The 21192-nt window shown below is 51.0% G+C and carries 10 protein-coding genes; 1 reads left to right on the top strand and 9 read right to left on the bottom strand.

Going from position 1 to position 21192, the window contains the following annotated elements:
* Positions 1–108: 108 nt before the first annotated feature.
* Positions 109–759 (bottom strand): response regulator, encoded by a 651-nt coding sequence (locus tag AC6I7T_RS32585; RefSeq protein ID WP_497794852.1) that lies wholly within the window; start codon positions 757–759, stop codon positions 109–111.
* A complete protein-coding gene (locus AC6I7T_RS32580; protein WP_497794850.1) occupies positions 756–2111 on the bottom strand; it encodes a sensor histidine kinase in 1356 nt (451 codons plus the stop codon). Before AC6I7T_RS32580 ends, AC6I7T_RS32585 begins: the two co-directional genes overlap by 4 nt.
* A gap of 227 nt (positions 2112–2338) precedes the next feature.
* Between AC6I7T_RS32580 and AC6I7T_RS32575 the strand changes: the two genes are divergently transcribed.
* Positions 2339–2998 carry an alpha/beta hydrolase family protein gene (locus AC6I7T_RS32575; protein WP_497794849.1) on the top strand — a complete coding sequence of 220 codons (660 nt, stop codon included), beginning with the start codon at positions 2339–2341 and terminating at the stop codon, positions 2996–2998.
* Positions 2999–3118: 120 nt separating this feature from the next.
* Here the strand turns inward: AC6I7T_RS32575 and AC6I7T_RS32570 are convergent, their stop codons facing one another.
* The 7 genes from AC6I7T_RS32570 to AC6I7T_RS32540 form a co-directional block, all read right to left on the bottom strand.
* On the bottom strand, positions 3119–4540 hold the full coding sequence (locus AC6I7T_RS32570) for a family 43 glycosylhydrolase (RefSeq protein WP_497794847.1): 1422 nt from the start codon (positions 4538–4540) through the stop codon (positions 3119–3121).
* A gap of 597 nt (positions 4541–5137) precedes the next feature.
* Entirely contained in the window at positions 5138–6160 is a 1023-nt protein-coding gene (locus AC6I7T_RS32565; protein WP_497794846.1) for a dienelactone hydrolase family protein, read from the bottom strand.
* A gap of 159 nt (positions 6161–6319) precedes the next feature.
* Positions 6320–7942, bottom strand: coding sequence for a hypothetical protein (locus AC6I7T_RS32560; protein WP_497794844.1), 1623 nt, complete (start codon positions 7940–7942; stop codon positions 6320–6322).
* Positions 7943–8920: 978 nt separating this feature from the next.
* The gene (locus tag AC6I7T_RS32555; protein ID WP_497794843.1) at positions 8921–12928 is read right to left on the bottom strand and encodes a chitobiase/beta-hexosaminidase C-terminal domain-containing protein; all 4008 of its coding nucleotides are present in this window, start codon (positions 12926–12928) and stop codon (positions 8921–8923) included.
* A 591-nt stretch (positions 12929–13519) separates the two neighbouring features.
* Positions 13520–14950, bottom strand: a complete 1431-nt coding sequence (locus AC6I7T_RS32550; protein ID WP_497794841.1) for a hypothetical protein — start codon at positions 14948–14950, stop codon at positions 13520–13522.
* Between the two features lie 65 nt (positions 14951–15015).
* Positions 15016–19131 (bottom strand): carboxypeptidase-like regulatory domain-containing protein, encoded by a 4116-nt coding sequence (locus AC6I7T_RS32545; protein WP_497794840.1) that lies wholly within the window; start codon positions 19129–19131, stop codon positions 15016–15018.
* 114 nt (positions 19132–19245) lie between these two features.
* Positions 19246–21117 carry a hypothetical protein gene (locus AC6I7T_RS32540; protein ID WP_497794839.1) on the bottom strand — a complete coding sequence of 624 codons (1872 nt, stop codon included), beginning with the start codon at positions 21115–21117 and terminating at the stop codon, positions 19246–19248.
* Positions 21118–21192 lie beyond the last annotated feature (75 nt).

Below are 21192 nucleotides of genomic sequence, written 5' to 3'. Positions count from 1 at the left end.
ACAACCGCAGCCACCACAGATTGTGATATGAAGTTTGCGCTTTCGAGTGGGACCGAAGGAATACAGGAAAGACTGTATTTGGGGAGGAAAAACAGGGTATAGCAGCTGTCAGGAAATAATCTTTTTGCGGACCGCATAGAGCACAATATCCGCTGAACTATGCAAATCAAGCTTTTGCATGATCCGGGTCCGGTGAGTCTCCACTGTACTTGGAGAAAGGCTCAATTGCGCGGCTACTTCTTTATTGGATTTACCTTCGGCAAGCAGTTGCAGAATTTCCTTCTCCCGATCCGTCAAGAGATCATACGAGTCCTGCAATCCTCGCTGCTGAAGTTGGCGCACGTAATCTTCAAGAAGAGTTTTTGCGATCGAGGGACTGAAAAAAGGCTTACCTTGTGAAACGACCTGCACCGCCCGATACAGATCCAAATCAGCTGTGTCCTTAAGGAGATAACCCCTCGCACCAGCCGTAAGCGTCCGCAGCAAGTAGCTCTCATCAGAATGCATACTCAGAATGATGACGCCAAGCTTCGGATTGTGCTTCATCAACTGAGCTGTGGCCTGAATACCACTGAGATTGGGCATTGCAATATCCATAAGGACAACATCGGGCGAAAGTTCCTCTGCAAGCTTGACCGCCTCACGACCGTCGGCCGCTTCTCCCACGACTTCGAAATCTTCATGCTGCTCTAACTGCAGCCGTAAACCCTTTCGCACAATTCCGTGATCATCGGCGATGAGAATGCGAACCTTGCTCATGCGGTAACTCCAATTGGAAGCTCTACTCTGATTGTAGTTCCCTTCTCCGGTGCCGATACAATCTGCAACTCACCATTGAGTGCCTCCACTCGTTCCTGCATACCGAGGAGACCAAGACCGCCTTGAGCGCGTGATGTAAGGTCAAAGCCTACGCCATTATCCTGAATCACAACAATAACGCGCTCGCCCCTTGCCTGTAGGGAAACCAATAAATTTCTCGCTGAAGCATGACGGGCACAATTCGTAAGCGCTTCTTGAACTACCCTGTAAATGCAGGTTCTTTGAGCATCCGAAAGATCTTCCAAAGGGCCGTCCACCTGTACCCGTGCCGGAACGCCGGTATGGCGCGAGAATTCCCGCCCTTGCCATTGCAGCGCAGGCTCCAGACCGAGATCGTCCAGCATTGAAGGACGAAGTCCCATCGCCAAATCCCGAAGTGTGCCTATCGCTTGTGCATTCAAGCTCTTGACTTCCTCAACGCGCGAGCGGAAGGTCTCCGGCTCAACTTGGCGTAGATTGTTCAGGTTTGCAATTTCTATGCCCAAGGCAGTAAGAGTTTGACCGACCTGGTCATGAAGCTCCCTGGAAAGTGACTTTCGCTCAAGTTCCTGAGCCTGCACGAGACGCCGAGAGAGCCTGCGCAAATCATTCTCTGTCTTTTGAATTCGCTCGCGTTGTTTCTCCTGCCCGCGCTCCAAGGCGGTCACGCGATAGGTTGTTGCCACTGCGACCAGAATTCCAAGCAATAAAGAAAACCCCATCATCCGCGCCAGAAATCTGCGAAATACATGCTGACTGTCTTTGATCCGCTCCTTCTCCCTTTGAAGGTTCTCCTGCTCGATTCTGGTCATTTCTTTCGCCAGACTCACCACTGCCTGACGCCGCGGAAATACCATTCGTCTCAAAAATAGCCAGCTTCTATCTGCTCGCTCTTGTACGGTCCATTCAAAGATCGGATCCAACGAATCCCAATATCCCTGAACTTCATCCTGCAAGCGTACCAGTGTCGGACCTTCAGTCCCGCGTGTACGCTGTGCCAGCAGATCCAGGCGGCTTTGAAGCGAGGCACGAATATCAAGAAGCTGCTGCCGATGAGCCGGAGCATTTTGCGGAGAAGGATCAAGCAGATAATCACGAACAAGTATGTCTGCAAGATACATATCGGTAACGATATCGCGGCGAAAAGCTTCCGCCTGCAGATAATCGCCCTGAGTTTTCTCCATTTCGTTATAAAGCGCCCTAGCCCTTCCTATCGCACCAAAACCGAGAATAGCGATGAGTACGACCAAGCTGCCAAAACCGACTGCAAGAACAAAGGAAGAACGAGACAAAATCGTATTGCGATTCCACATCCGGATTCTTCTCTCTCTAAAACAATTCCTGCGTTACCAGGCCCCAGTTTGGTGAAGAGCCGCTTTCCTTGCAGAACGCGGAATCTGTCTTTCCAGTTCATGGATACAGCCACGCTTGAATTGCTCTGGCATTTATTATGCCTGTCTCGCAACCGCACTTTTGGCACACAGGGAAATGAAATGATATAACCGCTGAAGTAGGAGGAATTCTACCCGGGTGAAGCAGAATGGATAACTATCAGGAATTTCTCGATACTTCCACAAAGGACTGCACGGTTCAGGGCTATCTGCACACGCCCGCAAGATCGGAAGACACAGGACTAATCCTAACGCATGGAGCAGGAGCCAACTGTAATTCCCCGCTTCTTATTGCGCTGGCAGAGGCATTCTGCGCATTCGGATGGACTGTCCTTCGTTGCGATCTTCCTTTTCGTCAGCTCCGTCCACAGGGGCCGCCCTCCCGTGGAAGTGCAGAGCGAGATCAACAAGGGCTTAAAGCAGCTGTGGCCTCAATGCGTAACCTCGTTTCAGGTCGAGTGTTTTTGGGAGGCCACTCCTACGGAGGAAAGGTGGCCTCCATGCTGGCAGCGTCTGAACCCGGCCTTGTAGAAGACCTTCTACTACTTTCCTATCCACTTCACCCCCCGAAGCGCCCAGAAGAATTGAGGACAGGCCACTTCCCAAACCTTCAAACTCCCGCGTTCTTTGCTCACGGAACCTGCGATGGCTTCGGCTCCATTTCAGAGATGCAGGAGGCACTAAAGCGCATTCCTGCACCTACGGAACTACTTCAGATTACAGGTGCCGGCCATGAATTACTCAAAAGCAAAAATCGCGATACTCTTCTGCAATCGGTAACACAAAACTTTCGGATCTTTACAAACTGATCCTGCCGGATACCTGCTACGAATTCATAGATTTTCAAATAACAAATAGCAAAGCATCTTCTGACATTTTTACTGTCTGTGCGAAATGCGTAACGATGCAAATCTTCAATACGAGAAATCTCAATAAGTAGTCCATTCAAAAACGGACACATGCTTCCCTTCCTCTGTAGGAAACGATAGACGCAGATACCGTGCACGAGGAAGATGATCGAACCGAACCGGAGATCCAGAGATACCGGACTGTTCCTGATTGGCCACAGTAGTCCATTGCTTGCCATCTATCGAGGCCATTAGGACAAAACGATAAACCTGCCATGGATACTCAAAACGGATCTCAGTGTGTGACAGTTTTCTTGTCTTACCAAAATCCAATTGTAACCATGGCGCATTGTCTTGCGGTACCGGAGCCCAACGAGTAGCGTAATTATCATCTACAACGCGTCCCGGAGCATGTAACGAATCTAGCGAAGTAGAAGCTGTAGCTTCAGAAGGCACAGAACCCTTATCTCGGCCCTCCTGGCGCAATAGCTCTGGACCAAGATGCGTGGGAACCACTCTTTGCATCTCTCCATTCGGTCCAAAAGTAAGCTCATCGATACAAAGCTGACGTTTTACCTCAGTTCCATCGAAAGGAAGACTGTGACGGTGATAAACGATGTAGGTTTTATTGTCTCTGTCGAATACTGCATGATGTCCGGGACCAAGGATGCTGTTGGCGGAATCACTCTGCAGAACGGGGCTATTGACTCCTTCCCGAAAGGGACCAAATGGTGAATCGCCTACCGAGTAGCGCACGTTGTAACTACTGTCGGTAGTCTTCCCCTCTGAATACATCAGATAGTAGCGTCCATTCCGTTTGTACATAAATGGACCCTCAAAATAATGAGGAGGCGTAACATCCTGCGGCTCACCATCGAAAGAAATCATGTCAGGCTTCAATCTGACCACGAAGCAGTGACCATTCACCCAGTTCAACCCGGAACCCCAGTACAGGTATGCTTGCCCATCCGCATCGAGAAAGACCTCCGCATCGATCATGTGGTAGGCAGGTTTGAAATTCGAAGGGATTAGTGGCCGATTACCGAGTGCATTCCGCCAAGGACCATCCGGGTGCTCTGCCGTTCCCACCCAGACCTCGCTCCCGACAGAAACATACATATAGAAGTGGCCATCTCTTCCGCGCACCACGGATGGGGCCCAAACCATACTGTCTTTGGAAGTAGAACTCGTGGCATCCTCTTTCGTTGGCCAGTTAAGCTTGCAGGATTGCCAATGCTCAAAGTTCTTTGAATGCCAGCAGCCCAATTCTCTGGTACCCCAGGGATCTTCGGTTGCATAAATGAAGACTTCACCACCTACCTGTAGAACCGACGCATCCGCGTAGTAGCCAGGAATAAACGGATTCCCATTGTGTGCACTATCCCACGGAACCTGCCGTCCTTGAGGTAATTCAGCAGCGGCACACAAATTCGTACTCGAGCACAACGCAATAACACCAAGAACAATTGGGATAAAGATTCTTCTTACCTTGACGCTGATCAATCTGCTGCTCCATTTCTCCAGCATTGTCTCTATCTAAAAAGAGGGACAGAACCCACGTTCCAGTGCTGTATACCAATTAAGCGCACCTGCAGCCACCTTCGGAACGATAGGGCAAGTTTACAGCCCCAATTTCACTTGCTCAATTCGATCCAACAAACCCGGAAAACGCATGCGTCTTCGATCTCCATAACGCTATCAAGGCCGGTGCTCCAAATCACTTTCGAACCCGAGCAAGCTTGCTACCAAAAGAAAACAGCTGTTCTTTCCAGAATCCTGGGACATAAGTGTATTTATTCCAGCCACATACTACCATTGTCGTAATCTACGAAGAAGAGAGACGAGAGATTATTCTGTCTCGTGCATTCACACATCGCTGCAGATCGGTACCTATGCGGAAAATCGCTCAACCGAGAGCCTTGGTCGTGGGAATTGAGTGTCGTAGCAAGACACGAAGGAGAGCACCAGAACTTAGCGAAGAGCCAATGTCGGGCAGATGAGGTGAGAGAATAGCTAAATCCCCACACCTGCTTTACAGGCGTTACCGGGGAGGGTTGCGTAAACCTTTATGGCTGGGTCGACCCCTTTGCAGGAACTACTCTATTGAGGTCGCGATTCATTCGATCCTTGTTGTCGCGAAGAATGGAGATGATCCGGAATCCATGAGGACAAACTGCCTTTCCTGGCTGCCTCAAAAAACGAATTAGTATCAGAGAAACGAACCAGTCGTTCAGGATCGGAGATCTCACCCGCAATCTTGTCCCGAGCTGAGGAGGGTGTAACCAGATCGCTCATTACCTGAAGGACACGGACAGGGCGGTTCTTCAACGCAGGCAGATAGGTAATGGGATCCATTGTCGAAACTTTCTTCAAAAACTCAGGCTTCAGATAGGCTGCACGCTCCTCTTCCGGAATCTGCTTCGAGTCTTTCAACCAATCCGGCCAATCCCCCCAGGGATTCAGTAGGTCTAGAGTTGTTATACGAGAATCTACAGACGCAGCAAGGACAGCAACGGCCCCACCAGAACCCTCGCCGAACATGCCAACATGGGAGGTATCGAGATCGGTGTGCGAGGTCAAGAAATTGAGAACCATCTGCACATCGTGTGTCGATGTGCTCAAAGCCTCTTGCAGTTCGCTCACAAACCACTGCTTCATCGGCCTTGGAGCATGGAAGCGTTGCCCACTCAATGCGGAAACGAACCCTACCGCCGCTACACCGCCCTGTGTAGCCTGTTTGCACCAGCGATCATTGCGAAAGCGGTCCGTATCCCAGAGGTAATCATAAAGATAAAGGACGACGGAAGGATTCTCGACTCCGTGAGGCATGATCACATAGAGGTCAATAGGATCTCCTTGCCTCCATTCCACCCGGTACAATTCGCGAGTGTACTCCGGTTGCTCATACTTCCCGAGCAACATCCACCCCATCCGATCTACGTCGATCCCGCTCTTGTCCAGTGGAAGTACCGCCCAATTCTCCCTGCGAAGCTCTTCGGCGGAAACGGGACTTCCATTTGTCTCTATCGATTTTGCTATCCCGGCAACCATCGGCATCTGTGCATGAGCGGATGCTAACTGAATAGCACAAGATAAAAGCAGGAAAACAATTTTGTGATACATAAATGTCCCCCAATATTCCAGAGAGTCCAAACTCTAGACAAACTTTTACAATGTGATGCTGTCTCTAAACCGCCGCAGGGCAGGCCACCAGTTTCGATGAACCTGCCCCAATGCTGCAAAGTAAAAAGCTAACGGCGGTAATGTAACTTTCAAATCAAGTTACTTACGAACTCCGGTTGTTCCTGTTGTAGTTCCAGCCTGGCAGGTGGTTTGTTCCTGAGAGGCAGTGTAGATGAAGCCACCCACATCGCCGCCAGCTTCCGTAGCAGAGCAAGCTGTTGCACCGATAGCATTGCTGCCATTGGAAGGAGTAACCGAAAGTCCCGGTGGGTTGAAGTGCGAGTGAACTGCTGTGAGATTCACTGCCTTGACAAAATCCGGCAGTGGGTTAGAGGGAACAAAGTTCTGTGCCGCAGTCACGAGCTTTGTAACATAAGTCGAGGGACTGGCACCAAGATTTACCAAGCGGATGTTTGACCAGATGCCATAAGTTCCGTTGGCAACGTGACCTAATGTAACGTTACTAAGCAAACCATTTGAGCTGGTTGGAATCGTACCATCGACATAGGAGTCACGAAGAGGATCGACACCGTCAACGGTCAGATATTTCGAGCCGCTGGTAGCTCCGGCAAAGTTCGCCGTACTCCAGAAGCCATATCCCAGCGCATCCGAAGCTGAGGCAAAGAGAGTAGAAAGTTCCTGACCGGTTCCAATGGCACGCTTACGGAGACCACCGCCTGTAGTTGCAATACTCATGGTGTAAGCGGAGTTCGAGCTATCTATCGCAGTAGGAGTACCAGCCGGAACCGATCCGTTGCAGTTCCGCTGTGCGGTTGGTTGATTCAAACCCACATCCTGGGAGAGATAGCGGGTGGTTGTATTGGGAATGTTGTACTCCATGGTGTTATAGGTTCCAGAGAGTGGCTCACGAATCAAAACTGTCGCCGCAGGAGCTACAGAACCGGAATAGGTTCCAGCCAGGTAAGCGGCCAGATCGCTGCTGCTGACATTGGAGCTACCGCTAAAACCCGATCCCTTTACAGCTACGACAACGGGTGCCGCACCTACAGCACTGACTGTATAGGCTTGTGAAGTAGAATCGAAACGAATAACGCGGAAGGTGCTGCCGCTAACTGCGCTTCTGATGGCATCACCATTTTTATAACCAAGGCCCAGGTAATTCGTATTGCTGGACGAAACAGCAGTGCCGCAGCCCGCCAGTGCGCGATTAATTGCAAACTGGGCATCCTCGGGACGGATATCGGTTCCAGCAACATTAACTGCTAAATTAAGGAGTTTGTTCCACACCGCAGTGGGAACGGTGGCTTGCTCATTCGCTGCACCAAGGATAATTCCGGAAGTTGAAACAGATGTGGGATCGCCAGCTGTACCGCCTCCGATAGTGCAACCATTGAACAGGCAGCGGTCGCCTACAACGGAGTCGGTCTGCAGATATGCGTAGACCTGAGTTGCGGCATTGACTGTAGTGCAGCTTCCGCTTGCTGGAGTCCAGGCAATCCACGCGTTACCAGATTCCTTACTGGGAGTAAGGAGCGAGGAAGTTGTCGGATCCGTGGCTACCACAACATTGCTTGTACTTGTACTCCAGATGCAGGTAGCGCCCACTCCACCTGCTGTACTGGCACCGGAGGCCGCCTGACCAAGAGAGAGAAATAGCGCCGAGGAACCGATTCCATTGACGCGAACGATTTGTGCCTTCATGCTGCCCGCCGCCGCGAGGAAGAGAATAGCTCCGCCCAGCAGCATTTTCGCGATTTTCATATTCATGCTCCTGATGTACTTCATTGGGGGTAAAGGATCATGTGCAATAGCCGCCAGCAGATCTGACATACTAGCAGCCGACGCTTAAGAAGAACTCCCGTCACAGCCACCAGGAATCCTTACTTAGTTATTTCTGTCTACAGAACGGAGGAATGACCAAAATCTAAACTATCTCTGGAGGGAATTCATCGAAAGATAACTCGTGGTTAATATAAGACCTTCACGCATATTTGCTGCGAGCTTGTCAAGATAACATTTGTTATAAATACATCGAATATACTTCCGTAATACTGAAAAGCCATTGCGTCCGGTTTTCACACAGACACGTGAAGAAGAAGTTCTTTGAACTCTACGTCATTGTTTGAAATCTCAGAAGATAAAAGCAGAAGTAATACTTATGGAGTAGGAAAGAGGAAGATACGCTCTTTGTCTGGCAATAGAATTGCTCTTCTCCACTCATTGATCCTGTATCCAGGTATCAACGTTGTCATCTCTCATCTTCCCGATCAATCATGGAATCCCTATATTGGGGGAACCTAGTACTGGTGTAAAGATTCCTAAACCTTTGGCCAAGGCCTGTCTCTTTGGGAAACTTCTCTAACCTGGATAGAGAAGAAACGCGGGCGGCCCGTCTTCGTCACGAAGTCTATTAAGGTGAGTTCAAACGGAAGCTTTCATTTCGATAATCATGCAATACCTTTGAATTTAAAACTGTCCAGCTACGGATCTTGAAGCCTTTCCGTGTCCTACCCCGAATCACTTCGCTCGTAAATATGGGGTAACCCCACGTTTCTTGCAGGTCAATTCCCTTCGGATACTGATACCGTGCTACTTATGTATTTTCAAAACCATTGAGGAAAGAATTCATAGATCCCCCTAGTTCAGAGGTGGAACATGACGAAAACGAACAAACGCAGCTTTCTTCGATAGAAAGCTGCGCAACTCATTATCATTTCAAAATGAGGTCAGCCATGAATATTATGGCCGTACTCCCACTAACCCGTTTACGGCCACCGATGCGGGTGTCGCTACAGGAGCAGCAATTCCGACATACTCAACCAGCACATTCCCGGTAATGCCGCCGGTAAGTGTAGAACCGGAATTGCTGTTGAGCACCCATACATTTCCCGAACCATCTACCGCCATACTACTCAGCGTGCAAGTCCCAGGGTCGCATCTTCCGGAGATGATTGTATTCGGCTCGGCGCTGCTAGTCCCCGTATAACCATTGGAAGGAGAGAGAAGCGTGAAGTTCTTGTTATTGTAACTGAACTCATCCAGGGTACCGGCACCAGGAGATGAGCTAACACCAGCGGACCAGAGATGTCCATCTCCATCCACAGTAAGAGCCTGTCCGCATCTGCCGGACTGAGTAGATGGAATGATCTCGCCTGAAGTGGCGCTATATACGCCGATGGAGGCAGTATTGTGGCAGCCATAAACATTTCCGGAAGCATCGGAGGCTAATGTATCGTAGATATTGGTACCGCCAAGAGTAACGGAGAAAGACTTAAGGGCAAAGGGTCCGGAATAATTCGCAGGATCTGGGGGATTAGTAATTCCCTGGTATATGGCACCATGTGCGCCATCAACCATCCATAGATTTCCCCCTGAATCGAAGACCAACCCACCCAGTTCATCATCTAGGTTTCCATCAGGTGACCATAGGATGTAAGGAACACTTGGATCAAGACCAGGAAGCCCCGGCTGGTATTTCTGGTAATTCCCTCCCAGACCCATCCACAAGTTTCCGGTACTGTCGAAAGCGAGAGGATTGGGAAAAAGCCCGGGACTCCCTCCATACCCGGAACTTCCAGTTGTATTTTGTTCAGTTTGCGCTGTCGCACCAAAACTCGATGTCAGTTCACTCAAATAGGGTTGAACAGAGCTCATTATCCATATGTTCCCAGAAGTATCAATAGTAACTTGTTTGGTTTTAGTTCCGGCATTGGGACTAACGGTAGTAAGGAGATTACCGCCATAGTTATAAGTCGAGCCCTTGCTGGCAGACGGGGTCAGGGGGTCTGGCTCGCCCTGGCAGTTGAACCTTGAGATTAGCGACTCACCCGTTACTTTCGAGCTCACAGCCAGGATATTTCCTGTGGCATCGATAGCTATACTGGAGGAATTGACTTGATAATTATCCTGGGGATCGCCACCCAAGCCACCACCTGAGAAGGTAAGAGCCAAAGTGAAATCGGTGGGTGCAGATGCAAGCACAGGCTGGAACGGACCATTCGCTCCCTTCGCCAGATTGAAGAGGTTGCCGATATTGCTCCCCCCTGGCTTCTGGGCAATGCTTAGTGCAGCTTGCAAGACATCTAAAGAGGCCTTCCCAGCAGCGGATTTGGTCAAATCGAAGAGAGTAGAGCAGTTTCCACCTGTCTGAACACAGGAGGCCAGAATATTCGCTAAGGTGTTGATACGAGCCTGAGGCACGGTACTCGAATTCAGGTAATCGACCGGAGTATGCGAAGAATAGTATGGCGTCATGCTGAGCGCCGCACCGGTGCTGAGATCCACCAGGTTCTTGACCGTGTTAAAGGCATTGACCAAACCGATATAGTTACAGGTTGCCGCTCCGCTGGAAGTACACGAGTAGCTATTCCGTGCAGTACCCGGAGCAGGAGCACCGATATCGATGCCGCCTTTCGCATCCAGATTCGCAAAGGCCGATAAGGCATAGGCCGAGGCAATCGTGGTCACCTCGTTCATCGTCACCGTGTAGGTGGAGCCAAGGCCGGCGCACGAACCCAGCCCTACCATCATGACTCTGTTCGGATTGTTGCCCTTCCCCGTATCGCCACCACTGGCAACCAGGTACCATTGGTCATTTGGCGAAAGTTGGCAGCTGGAGCCGAGGCTGAAAGCGCCATTTTCGTCTGTTGTAGCAGAGGCGCCACTCAGGGCCTGCGGCTGCGACCCGTATCCCGTCGTTCCGGCAGCAAATAACTGCACGCTGGCGCCTTTGATTGGTGTCGTACCACCAAAAACTTTCCCCTTGATAATAGTTGCACCACTCAGAATAAAGTACTGATTCGATGCAACCGAACTTGCGGAGAGATTGTTGTCGATATCGATGGCTATAGCCTTCACCGTCGAACTCGACGATATCGTAATCGGCGATCCCGCATAAAGGGTCGAAGTCGAAGAGGAGGGCGATGGAACAGTTCCATCGATGGTGTAGTAAATTTGCGCCGTCGTATCAGTATCTGTAATAGTCACCTTCTGAGGGGCATTGAAGGCTCCACCCGTGGGCGAAATCACTGGAGTCGGTGCGGATGGCAAGCTGATTGTATAGGTACGAATACCGCTTGGGGTACTCTCCAGACCAAGAGCAGGATCGACGGCAATGGCGCTGATGTTCACCGTATGCGTCAGCCTGATTGGCCCGATATATCGAGTGGAAGAACTGCTGGGAACGCTTCCATCCTCCGTATAATAAATAACCGCATTCGGGTCGGTATCGGTCAATGTCAGTGTCTGCACGGTTGTGTACGTACCTGGCCAAAGTGAAAAGTCCGGTACAGGAATAGACTGCAGATTGATGGTAAAGGCCGCCGTCGCCACTGCACTATTGTTGTAGCCACTCGCTATTGCGATTGCTTTGATGGTCTTACTCTGAGCAAGCGTGAACCCAACCTTGTACTCCGTTGAAGAAGCAGTTGGCGTAGTGCCGTCTGTCGTGTAATAGATGGTTGCTCCCGGGGTTGTATCGCTGATGGTCACGGTTGTGGGGTAAGGGAACGTTCCACCTGCAGGAGTAATGACAGGAGTCGCCGCATTGGGCACAGTAGGCACATTGATTGTGAAGGTAGCACTCGCCACTGCGCTGCTCTCATATCCGGGTGCAACCGCAATCGCATTCACCGTCTCCGATTGGGAAACCGATATCGCTCCGCTATAACGCGTGGATGAGGTGGTCGGAACAGTGCCATCTGTCGTGTAGTAGATCACCGCTCCAGAGGTAGTATCCGTTATGGTTATAGTTTGCGCTGAGGAGAAAGTTCCGCCCGCAGGAGTAATGGCGGGGGTCGTCGCCGTTACAGGAGAGGCCGTAAACGGCCCTGTGTATGCCGTTGATGAGGCCGTCGGAATACTACCGTCCGTGGTGTAGTAAATCGCAGCTCCGGGAGTTGCGACGGTTATGGTCACAGTCTGAGCAGAAGTGAAGTTACCACCTGCAGGGGTGATTACAGGAGTCGCCGTAGCAGCACTGGCGTTTCCGGTCGCGAAACTCGTGCCAACGAATGTGGCGGAATCAGCTCCTCCGATGGCTACTACGGAGGCATTCCCGGAGAGATCGAATGCAAATGTGGCCGTCGCTACCTCGCTAACGCCATATCCAGGAGCAATCGCAATCGCACTAATGGTCTTGGTCAGGTAAGTGACAAATGTAAACGTAGCTGCTGCAACCTCGCTTGTTCCATAACCGGTAGCCACAGCTATCGCTTTAACCGTCTGGGTAGTTGAGATCGTAAGTGGCGTGGAATAGCGATTCGAGGCGGTGGTAGGCGTGCTGCCGTCGGTAGTGTAATAGATTGCGGCTCCCGGTGTTATATCGGTAATTGCTACCGTTTGCGCTGTGGTATATTTGCCGCCGCCCGGGGCTATTACAGGAGTTGCTGCTGCAGGTTCGGTGATCGTGAAGGAGGCTGTTGCCACTCCGCTTGGCTTATTCCCGGGAGCAATAGCAATCGCCTTGACAGTCTCGGTTTTCGAAACGATCATCGGTTCGCTGCACTGCGGAGAGGAGGAGGTCGGAGAACTGCCATCGGTAGTGCAATAGAGTACGGCTCCCGGCGTCGCATCGGCTATCGTTACAGCTTGCGATGTTGTGAAGGTCCCGCCCTCAGGTGTGAAAACAGGCGTCGCTGTCACCAGGAGCGACGAACCACTACAACCCGCGATAAAGGCAGCAAGGACCAATAACGCGGCACACATTACAAGACGGATATTCTTCATCCCCGCTAGAACTCGCAGCACAAAGCCTCCACAACGTACAGATGAATTCACGATTTCCTGTCCTTTCACAGCCTTCAAATTCCTTCGTTCGCGGCGAGGCGCAAATCCTAAGAGATAGTTTCTTTCCGGTAGATCTACCTCTTTAGGGAAAGAAACAGACTATTTATTTAGAACCTTGATAGATTGCTGTTCATAACAAACAATCCCTCACGACCGTGTACTGCTTCTCTATTCCGTTACCTGGCCAAGCTGTCCTGCATGGCACTGAATCTCACACCGCAAACGGGGACAAATGTCAAAATTCGCCGACGTCTTAGAGAGAGAGAGGCAACTATTGACGTCGGCGTCAGGAACACACTGACTCCTGGTAGCAAAACGGAAATACCCGTGGTTTCCCAACTACCTAACGAAAAAAATTCTTTGAAAGCGGCTAGAAAGGATCCAAGAGTTATCTATATGGCCGCAGAATATACGGAAGAAGCTAGTACACGACCAATCTAGCTTGCGCTCGTTAGAATCAGGTTAAAAACAACGGTCAATCGGGATTCTCTCTTCACCTGCAAAGCAGACGCAAGTCGGTCTCTGAGATAGAACCTCACTCCATCATTCAGCTCAGTTTGACTGCATTAGATAAATCCCCAATGCCTGATTGGGTAAGCGGGTGCTATCCACACTAATTAGGAATATTGCGTACTTCCCTCCCACCTGACCGGCAATGGCCACTGCTGGAAATGAATAGGTTTTGTTGACAGCGTTTCCGGAGAAACCTGTTCCTACCCATACCTTTGCCGAGGGGAAGAGACCGTTATTCGCCGGGTCCTGTGTCCCGAGATCGATTGCCATATTGCAGTTGCCGTAACCGCCGCTTGCTTGCACAGCTGTAGCACCGGGATCGTTGTTCGCGAAGTCGCCTCCGTAGATCAGGGTACCGGTCTGCGCCGTCACAGACTGGCAACTCGATGGCAAGGAAGAAAAGCCGAAAGAAGCTACCTGTGAAGACCAGCCGCTACCGCTCGTAAGACTATAGGCGCCACTACCATAGAAGAAACCAAGATATTGGGCACCGGTCAATGCGCTCAGACTTATGGCACTCGAAGGCTTAGGCAGCCCCAAGGCTCCGGTTCCGGCTCCGAGAAAGGGCTGATATATAGGAACATTACCACTATCACCGCCATTACCATTGCTTTCCACCATTAGGCCAGAAGGGCCGATGCCAACGATCGCTGCTGGTGTTGAGGTAGTGCTGTTACCGCCGGAACCAATGGTAAGAGTTGCATCGGTGGGCACACTAACGGTATTGCCATAATAGGTATGAGAGCAGGTTCCCGACTGAGCAGAGATCGCGGCTGGAGTATTTAGAAGAGTAGGATAGGTACTCAGTTTCGAACCTGTTACCGTGTACTGCTGGATATTCTTGAAGTTGACCGTTTCACCGTTGCTGGTGACATCAACACTGCCATAAGCAGCGTCATACGCAGGATTCCAGGTGCTGGCAAGCTCTTGCCCACCTCCGCTTGCTAGAGGTGCAGGGATAGTTACAAAGAGGAAGCTCTGTGCTGAAGAATAGTTTGGACAACTTTGGGCCGCGGCCAGCGGAGTAACGGCTTGGCCTTTGAGTTGGACCAAGCCCCCACCCTGATTGGCCAGTTCCAATGCCCAACTTCCAGTTTGAGCAGGGTTGTAGCTTGTTACCGTACCTTGTAACAAATCTGTAGCATAGAAGGTTTTCAGGCTAAGGAGCCCTCGTGACAGTCCCTCGAAGGTACCACTGGCATTCAGCTGCGAACCTTTACTGCCGGCGAAAGAGGTCTGAGCAAAAGTCTTTGCTGCATCGTCGATCTGAAAGGTAGTCAAAATATCCGAGGTCTGATTTGTATCACTGAGAACAACGCCGGACATATATGTTTGTGGGGATTGCTGAGAGGTGGAGCCTGAAGACGTCGTTGACTTTGTCGATTTGTCTCCGCATCCAGCCAGAGCTACGGTTCCCGCCAGCAGTAGCGCAGCCATACTTCTCTTATGCCCAAGTGTAGTGCTCTTCATAATCCTTCCCCAATCCATGTCAGTTATTCGCCTCAAGCTAGCGGCTAAGATCCAGTGGCTGATTCTCAAAAGCTCCCTCTCAATGCGAACTGCAGAATACGAGGATCATGTGCATCCACCGGATGCAGGAAAGAATTACCAACCAGGCAACCGGAGGCTCCGGCCGAATAATTCGTTGAGATATCTCCATAGCAGTTGGCTATATTGTTGCCGGTATTCCCCGGATGCGAGGGATCGTAGATTCGGAATTGTGTGTGATTGAAGACGTTATAGGCTTCGGCACGAAACTCAACATCCATGCGCTCGGAAAAAGCTTTGAAATGCTTCATCAGTGAAATATTGAAGTTCGTACGTGAGGGATTATTCAAGGAATTGCGACCGGAACTTCCGAAAGTGAGGCCCCGGGGAGCGGCAAAAGCATTGGGATTGAGCAACAACGGGCCGATATTCGATCCGGTAGCAACAATCGGCTTCTGACCCCGTGGGCTACCGATTTTATCTACAAAGGAGCCGATACCCAAACCATTGCCAACTCCAGCATTATCCGCACTGCCCGTACCATTGGGAGAACCGCCGTTGATCACACTGAAAGGTGTTCCAGATTGAAAGGTCGTAAGTCCACTAATCTGCCAGCCATTGATAAATTGCTTCCAGCGCCGGGAAAGATCGGTGCTGGCGGGAACACCAGCAGCATCATCTTCATCCGAAGCGGAACCAAGCAGCCCCGTAAAACCCTCGAACAGTTTCACCAAGGGAAGATCATAGAGATAACTGATATTGAGCAGATGTCTCTGGTCGAAATCGGAACTGGCGTAGCTGGACCTGATACTAGATGAATCCGCAAAGTTGGCTGACGAACGATCAGAGGAGTCGTCCCGGGAATGGCTGTAGGTATAGGCGATTCCCAGAGTCAGAGGCCCGGTGGTCTCACGAAGAGTAGACTGCAAAGCGTGATAGTTGGAATCAGCAACATTGGCAACCGAGATAATATTGGAAAATCCGGGATAGGGACGCACTGAGTCTGCGGAGATTCCGGTATTGAAGGATCCAACATTCCCGGTGCAGGCAAGCAGCATATTGACGTATCCAGGATTTGTAGGCCCTATTCCTGGCGAAGTGGTAATCCCCGAATTGCTAAGTATTCCTGAAGTAGAGAAATATTTGTAAATACTTCCCGTGCGGCACACATCGGCCGTGATTGGTTGCCCCGCAGTAAAGGGGTTGGCCCCGGAGTTGAGTGGCGTCAACTGGTTAAGATCGCGGACAGCGGTAAGGTGAGTACCCTTCGTCCCGACATAAGCAAGCTGAAACACGGTGTCCTTGCGTAATTCTCTCTGTACGGAGAGACTCCATTGCTGGATATAAGAATAGATTGCCTTTTTCGGAATGGACGTTACATTCAGGGGAAAAGTCGCTCCATTCGATACCCCACTCACATTACCGCATTGGGCGGTACCACCCTGGCAAGAGTAGCCGATCATGCCATATGCCCCTGCTCCTCCGCCCATCGGGATATTGGATTGAGTCTCACTTAAGACCAAGGGAGCACTACCGATAAGAGAACCGGAGTTGGCTTCATAGCCCGTGCCATGCTCCCAGAAGAATCCATAGCCGCCGCGAATGGCTGTTTTGCCATTTCCATACGGATCCCAGGAGAAACCAACCCTGGGAGCCGGATGAAAGAGATCTCCCTTCATGCAACTCGACGACGTGCCTTTATCGCCACAACGAACAAGCCCATTCGTAATCACCGGATCGAGGGTATTCATGCTATAAGGACCGGTACGACTCAAAGGAACGAGGTTCCCGGCGTTGCCTCCCGTCATACGGACGAGATATCCGTTGTCGGAATCGACGTAGATAGAACCACCGAGCGAGCGGTCATATGCTTCCGGGCTCCAGTTGTAGGCGGTACCATTAGGGTTGTACCAACTGCCAAAGAAGTTGGCGCGCAGCCCCGCAGTCAAAGTCAATCGGGGATGAAGATGCCAATCGTCCTGCAGGTAGAGATCGACTTCTTTATAACGGTTGTCATACTGCGACTGACCACTATCCTGCGTATAGCTCTTGATACCCGTTCTGGAATATCCTGCAACTCTAGTAGCAACTCCGGAAGAATTGACTGACAACGGATCCAAGCCCTTGCCTGCCAAAAAATCTGCAAAGGCGTTCCCGGAGGTATATCTGGATTGCTGATTGCTGAAGGTCAATATTCCCTGCAAGTCACCGGAATTCGCACCGGTAACGGCGCTAAGTTCCAGTTGCCGCACATAGCTGGCTTCAATTCCAAACTGCAGGTTGTGTTTACCGACAATCTTGCTGGCATCGTCACGAATGGTATAGGTCGGATTTGACTGGCTCCAAGGAGCATAGCCGGTGTCGGCGGCGAAACCATGTCCACCATAAGCACCGTTGTTTCCTTGAAAGAGCAGACCCGGCATTTTGTTACCGCCATATCCATTCTGGAAAATGTAGCCCATGGAACAGCCGGTAATCGTTTGAATGTTGTTGAAAGAGTCGGGCGGCCCGGAGATGGTACCGCAATAGGAGTTATTGGGAAGCTGCTTCCATCCCTGGACAGCGCCGGGATTATCCAGAATAGCCAGACGCGAGAGTGAGGTGAGCCCGGGACCCGCTTTAGGTTCCAGAGAAATATGCTCCACGGAGTAACTAACGGCAATGCGATTAAGGAACCCGCGCGGCAATGTTTGCGCGATGCTGGCCACCATGTTCAGCCCTGGGCCATCGAGACGATTCTCAACTGTAGGAAAGCTGTTCTGCACGACACCCCACTGCGGCGTCAGTGTCGTAGTATTCCAGGAGTCGTGGATATACCGAAAAGATAAACGTTGGGAAGGAGTCAGATTATGATCGATACGAAATAGTTCCTCCCGCCAATAGGTCGGCGGAGAAATTGCGGTGACATAACAGCGGGCCAACCCTGTAGAGTTCGTAGTATTGCAGCCGTAGGTTGAATTTGCCTGCGGGATGATCCCGGTATTCAGAATCGCTTGACTGTCATAATTAGCCGTAACCGCCCGTTGCGGCGCATAGCCGGTGCCATCATACACATAAGGGCAATCAGGATAACGTGAAGGATTAAAATAACCACTCTCTCCTACAGGTGCAACTGGACATACATCACTGAAATCCCCCTTCCGTTGCTTTGCCGTGGGCACAGCCTGGTTATAGTCCACAGGAGTCTTTTCCAGGCGCAACTCTTCGGAGTAGAAGAAAAAGGTTTTAGACTTAGCCTTGTCGTAAAGATGAGGAATAAAGAAAGGCCCGCCTAATGTACCTCCATAGTCCTGACGGCGATAGAGAGGCGTACGCCCGGGCTGATCGAAGTAGTTACGAGCATTAAACATCTCATTGCGAATAAAGGCGTAGGCATTTCCGTGAAACTTATCCGTCCCCGACTTCGTGCTTACGATGACACTTCCCGAAGCACTCTTGCCATACATCGCGTTGTAGTTCGAAGTCAGGACCGTCATATCCTGAATCGAGTCAATGCTGGGATAGACCATCAGCGGCTGCCCCTGACCTCGGCTGGTGTTGATACTGGTGTTGAGTACATCGCTGCCATCCACCTCGAAGGTGTTGTACTCTACGCGACCGCCATTGACGCTGTATTTCGCGCTTCCGGCAACACCAACCTTAGCTTCGTCTTGTCCAGTCTGATTACTGACACCCGGAGCCAGAGTAATCAGCTGGGAGAAGTTCCTGCCGTTGAGGCCATAACCAGTCATCTCACGTCTGGACAAGGTCGTGGAAATAGTCGCCGATCCCAGTTCCACGGTAGTTGAAATTCCACCGGCAGAGACTTCCACTTCAGACTTCTCGGCAACAACCGAAAGCCGGGCATTGAAGATAAAGGCTCGCTCTACAGGCAGTGATATTAAGTCGCTAGCAGCGCTACCAAAGCCTTGAGCCTGAATGAGAACACGATAGGTGCCAGTTGGCAGCAGAGGAACAGCATACATGCCACTCTCATCGGTCTTGGTATCCCGCTTAATCGTACTGTCCTGACTAAGCACCTGCACCGTTGCACCGGGAATTGCCAGGCCCTGTTGATCGGTAACCTGTCCTGAAATTCGACCAGTCTGGGCAAAAGCAGAGGCGCCGCCTAGCAGTACTAGCAAGAACACTGCATACGACACTCGACGAAATACTCGAAACATTTCCCGGCACTCCTCTTCTAACTTCTAGCGCTTATCTCTTCGCTTCTAGTCTTGGCCTGATATCAGCAACTCTTAGCTAAAAGCTTATGGCTAATAGCTAAGAATTGCCCTTCCCTACTGCGGCAAGTAATACCGGAAGGAGGTGAACCACATGTTTTCGATTGCCTTGGGAGAACCACCAAGACCGGTTAGAGGATCGCCAATTCCCTGCCAGGTATGCCGCACGGCGTAGGAATACTGGATACCCTGCTGAAAGGTTCCACGAGAGCCTCTGTAGAAACGGAACCAGTAGCCAAAGGTGCCTTCCTGAATGTTGCGGTTGTCTGCCTGGCAGTTGCTGGCCGTTCCCGGAACGCTGCCTCCGCCGTTGGTAGAACTTGTAGGAAGGACTTCGGTATAACATCCGGAAACGAGATTATTCGGGGCACCGTATCCACCCAGAATCGGTTGTCCTTGCGTCGGTCCTGGAGTTACCACGGTATATCCAGTGTTATAGAACGCGCGCTTTACATACTCGCCGCCATAGTAGGCGTAGACATCAAGACGTGGAGTTGCATGCCACTCCAGCGAACCCAAGGCAGATCCCCCAACAAGCAACTCAAGCGATCCGTCGGGATGCGCCGTCGCATCCGGCAGCGTCGAACTGCTGTACCTTCCAACACCATTCCCGGCGAGGATGTGGGCTCCAACATCGAGTCTTTTGCTCAAGAGTGATACACGCGCATTGGCGCCGGCACCTCCACCCTCCGTCTTGGAAGTGAACGCACCAAGCGCCGAAGGTGTAGCCGGCTGAGAAGCTTGCGCAGGCGCGGGACCATTCGGGAAGACACGATCCCGGAAAAATCTCCCAATGCCAAAGATTTCGAAGTGTCCAAAACTAGGCTGATAGACAGCCTTAGCAATGAGGTCCGGAGCATAGTTAAAGCTGTAGTTGGCGGTTGAGTTATACAGACCGCCACCATTTCCAGCCTGCTGGTAAGCAATTGTCGGCAGGTTACGGCCACCGATGTTTAGCGTCTGTGCCTCTTCAACAGCCGTACCCAACCAGAATTTACTGCCAAGACGCTTTACTACACGGAAACCATACTGACGTTCCCAGGTGAACCCAACATTGTATTGAGCATCGATGGTGAGCGGTATCGCCTCTTGCCGGTTCGTCAGGCCGGACTTGTACTCTGTAGCAAGAGACCACATCTGTCCGGCAGTGAGAGTCCATCCGCGTTCCAACTCTGCCTGCGCCCATGCCTGGCGTTGCCGGAGGGTATAGCTATTGCTCTGATTATCATTTGAAGTCGTTCCTGCAGAAAGGAAATCAGCCTCATAGTAACCGCGCAAAACAGAGTGAGTCAGTTTTCCCTCGCTCAGCAGGGAGATGCGAGACTGACGGCCACTGGCATTAAACTCGGAAAGGACACCTGCGGTTTGGTGTGAGAACGGTATGGTTGAAAACGATGTATTCACATCGCTTCCTGTTCCACGCTGACGTGATACCGTCTCGCCAGCCAGGAAGCCACCGGGTTTGAGGTCTACACCCATAAAGTGAATCACCTGAGGGGTCTCGAGTGCGCGGATAGACTTTTGGTCGGTCTGGAGCGTATCGGCAAGCGAAGCATTCGATGCCTTGAGATCCGCAACAGAGCTTTGCAGCGTCTCTACGGTCTTTGTATTTTGACCATTGTTATTGCGCGTATTCTCCAGTTCCTGCCGGGCCTCGCTGGCAGCCTTCTCAGCATTCGCAGCTGCAATCTTTGCCCCCTGCAGCTGATTCTTCAACTCTTCAACCTTTTGTTCCAGCCCTTGATACTTTTCATTTATCTGCTCCAGCACCTGAAACTTCTCATTCAATTGCTGCAGTAACAACTGCTCCTGGGTCTTCGGTTTAGAGCGAACAGGCTTGGTCCTGCTCTGCTGCGCAGCTGTATCTTCTACTTGCAGTCCTACGACACCGAACATAAGAAGCAGAACGGCAATTCTCTTTCCGATCATGATCATCTAAAGGTTCTCCTCGGAAATGCATCCCTTAACTTCAACGCGCAGCATTTCCCGCAATCTGGTTGATAT

Source organism: Humiphilus diazotrophicus (assembly GCF_059726315.1).
The sequence above is the reverse complement of the archived record's forward strand: the minus strand, read 5'-3'. Positions and strand labels throughout refer to the sequence as shown.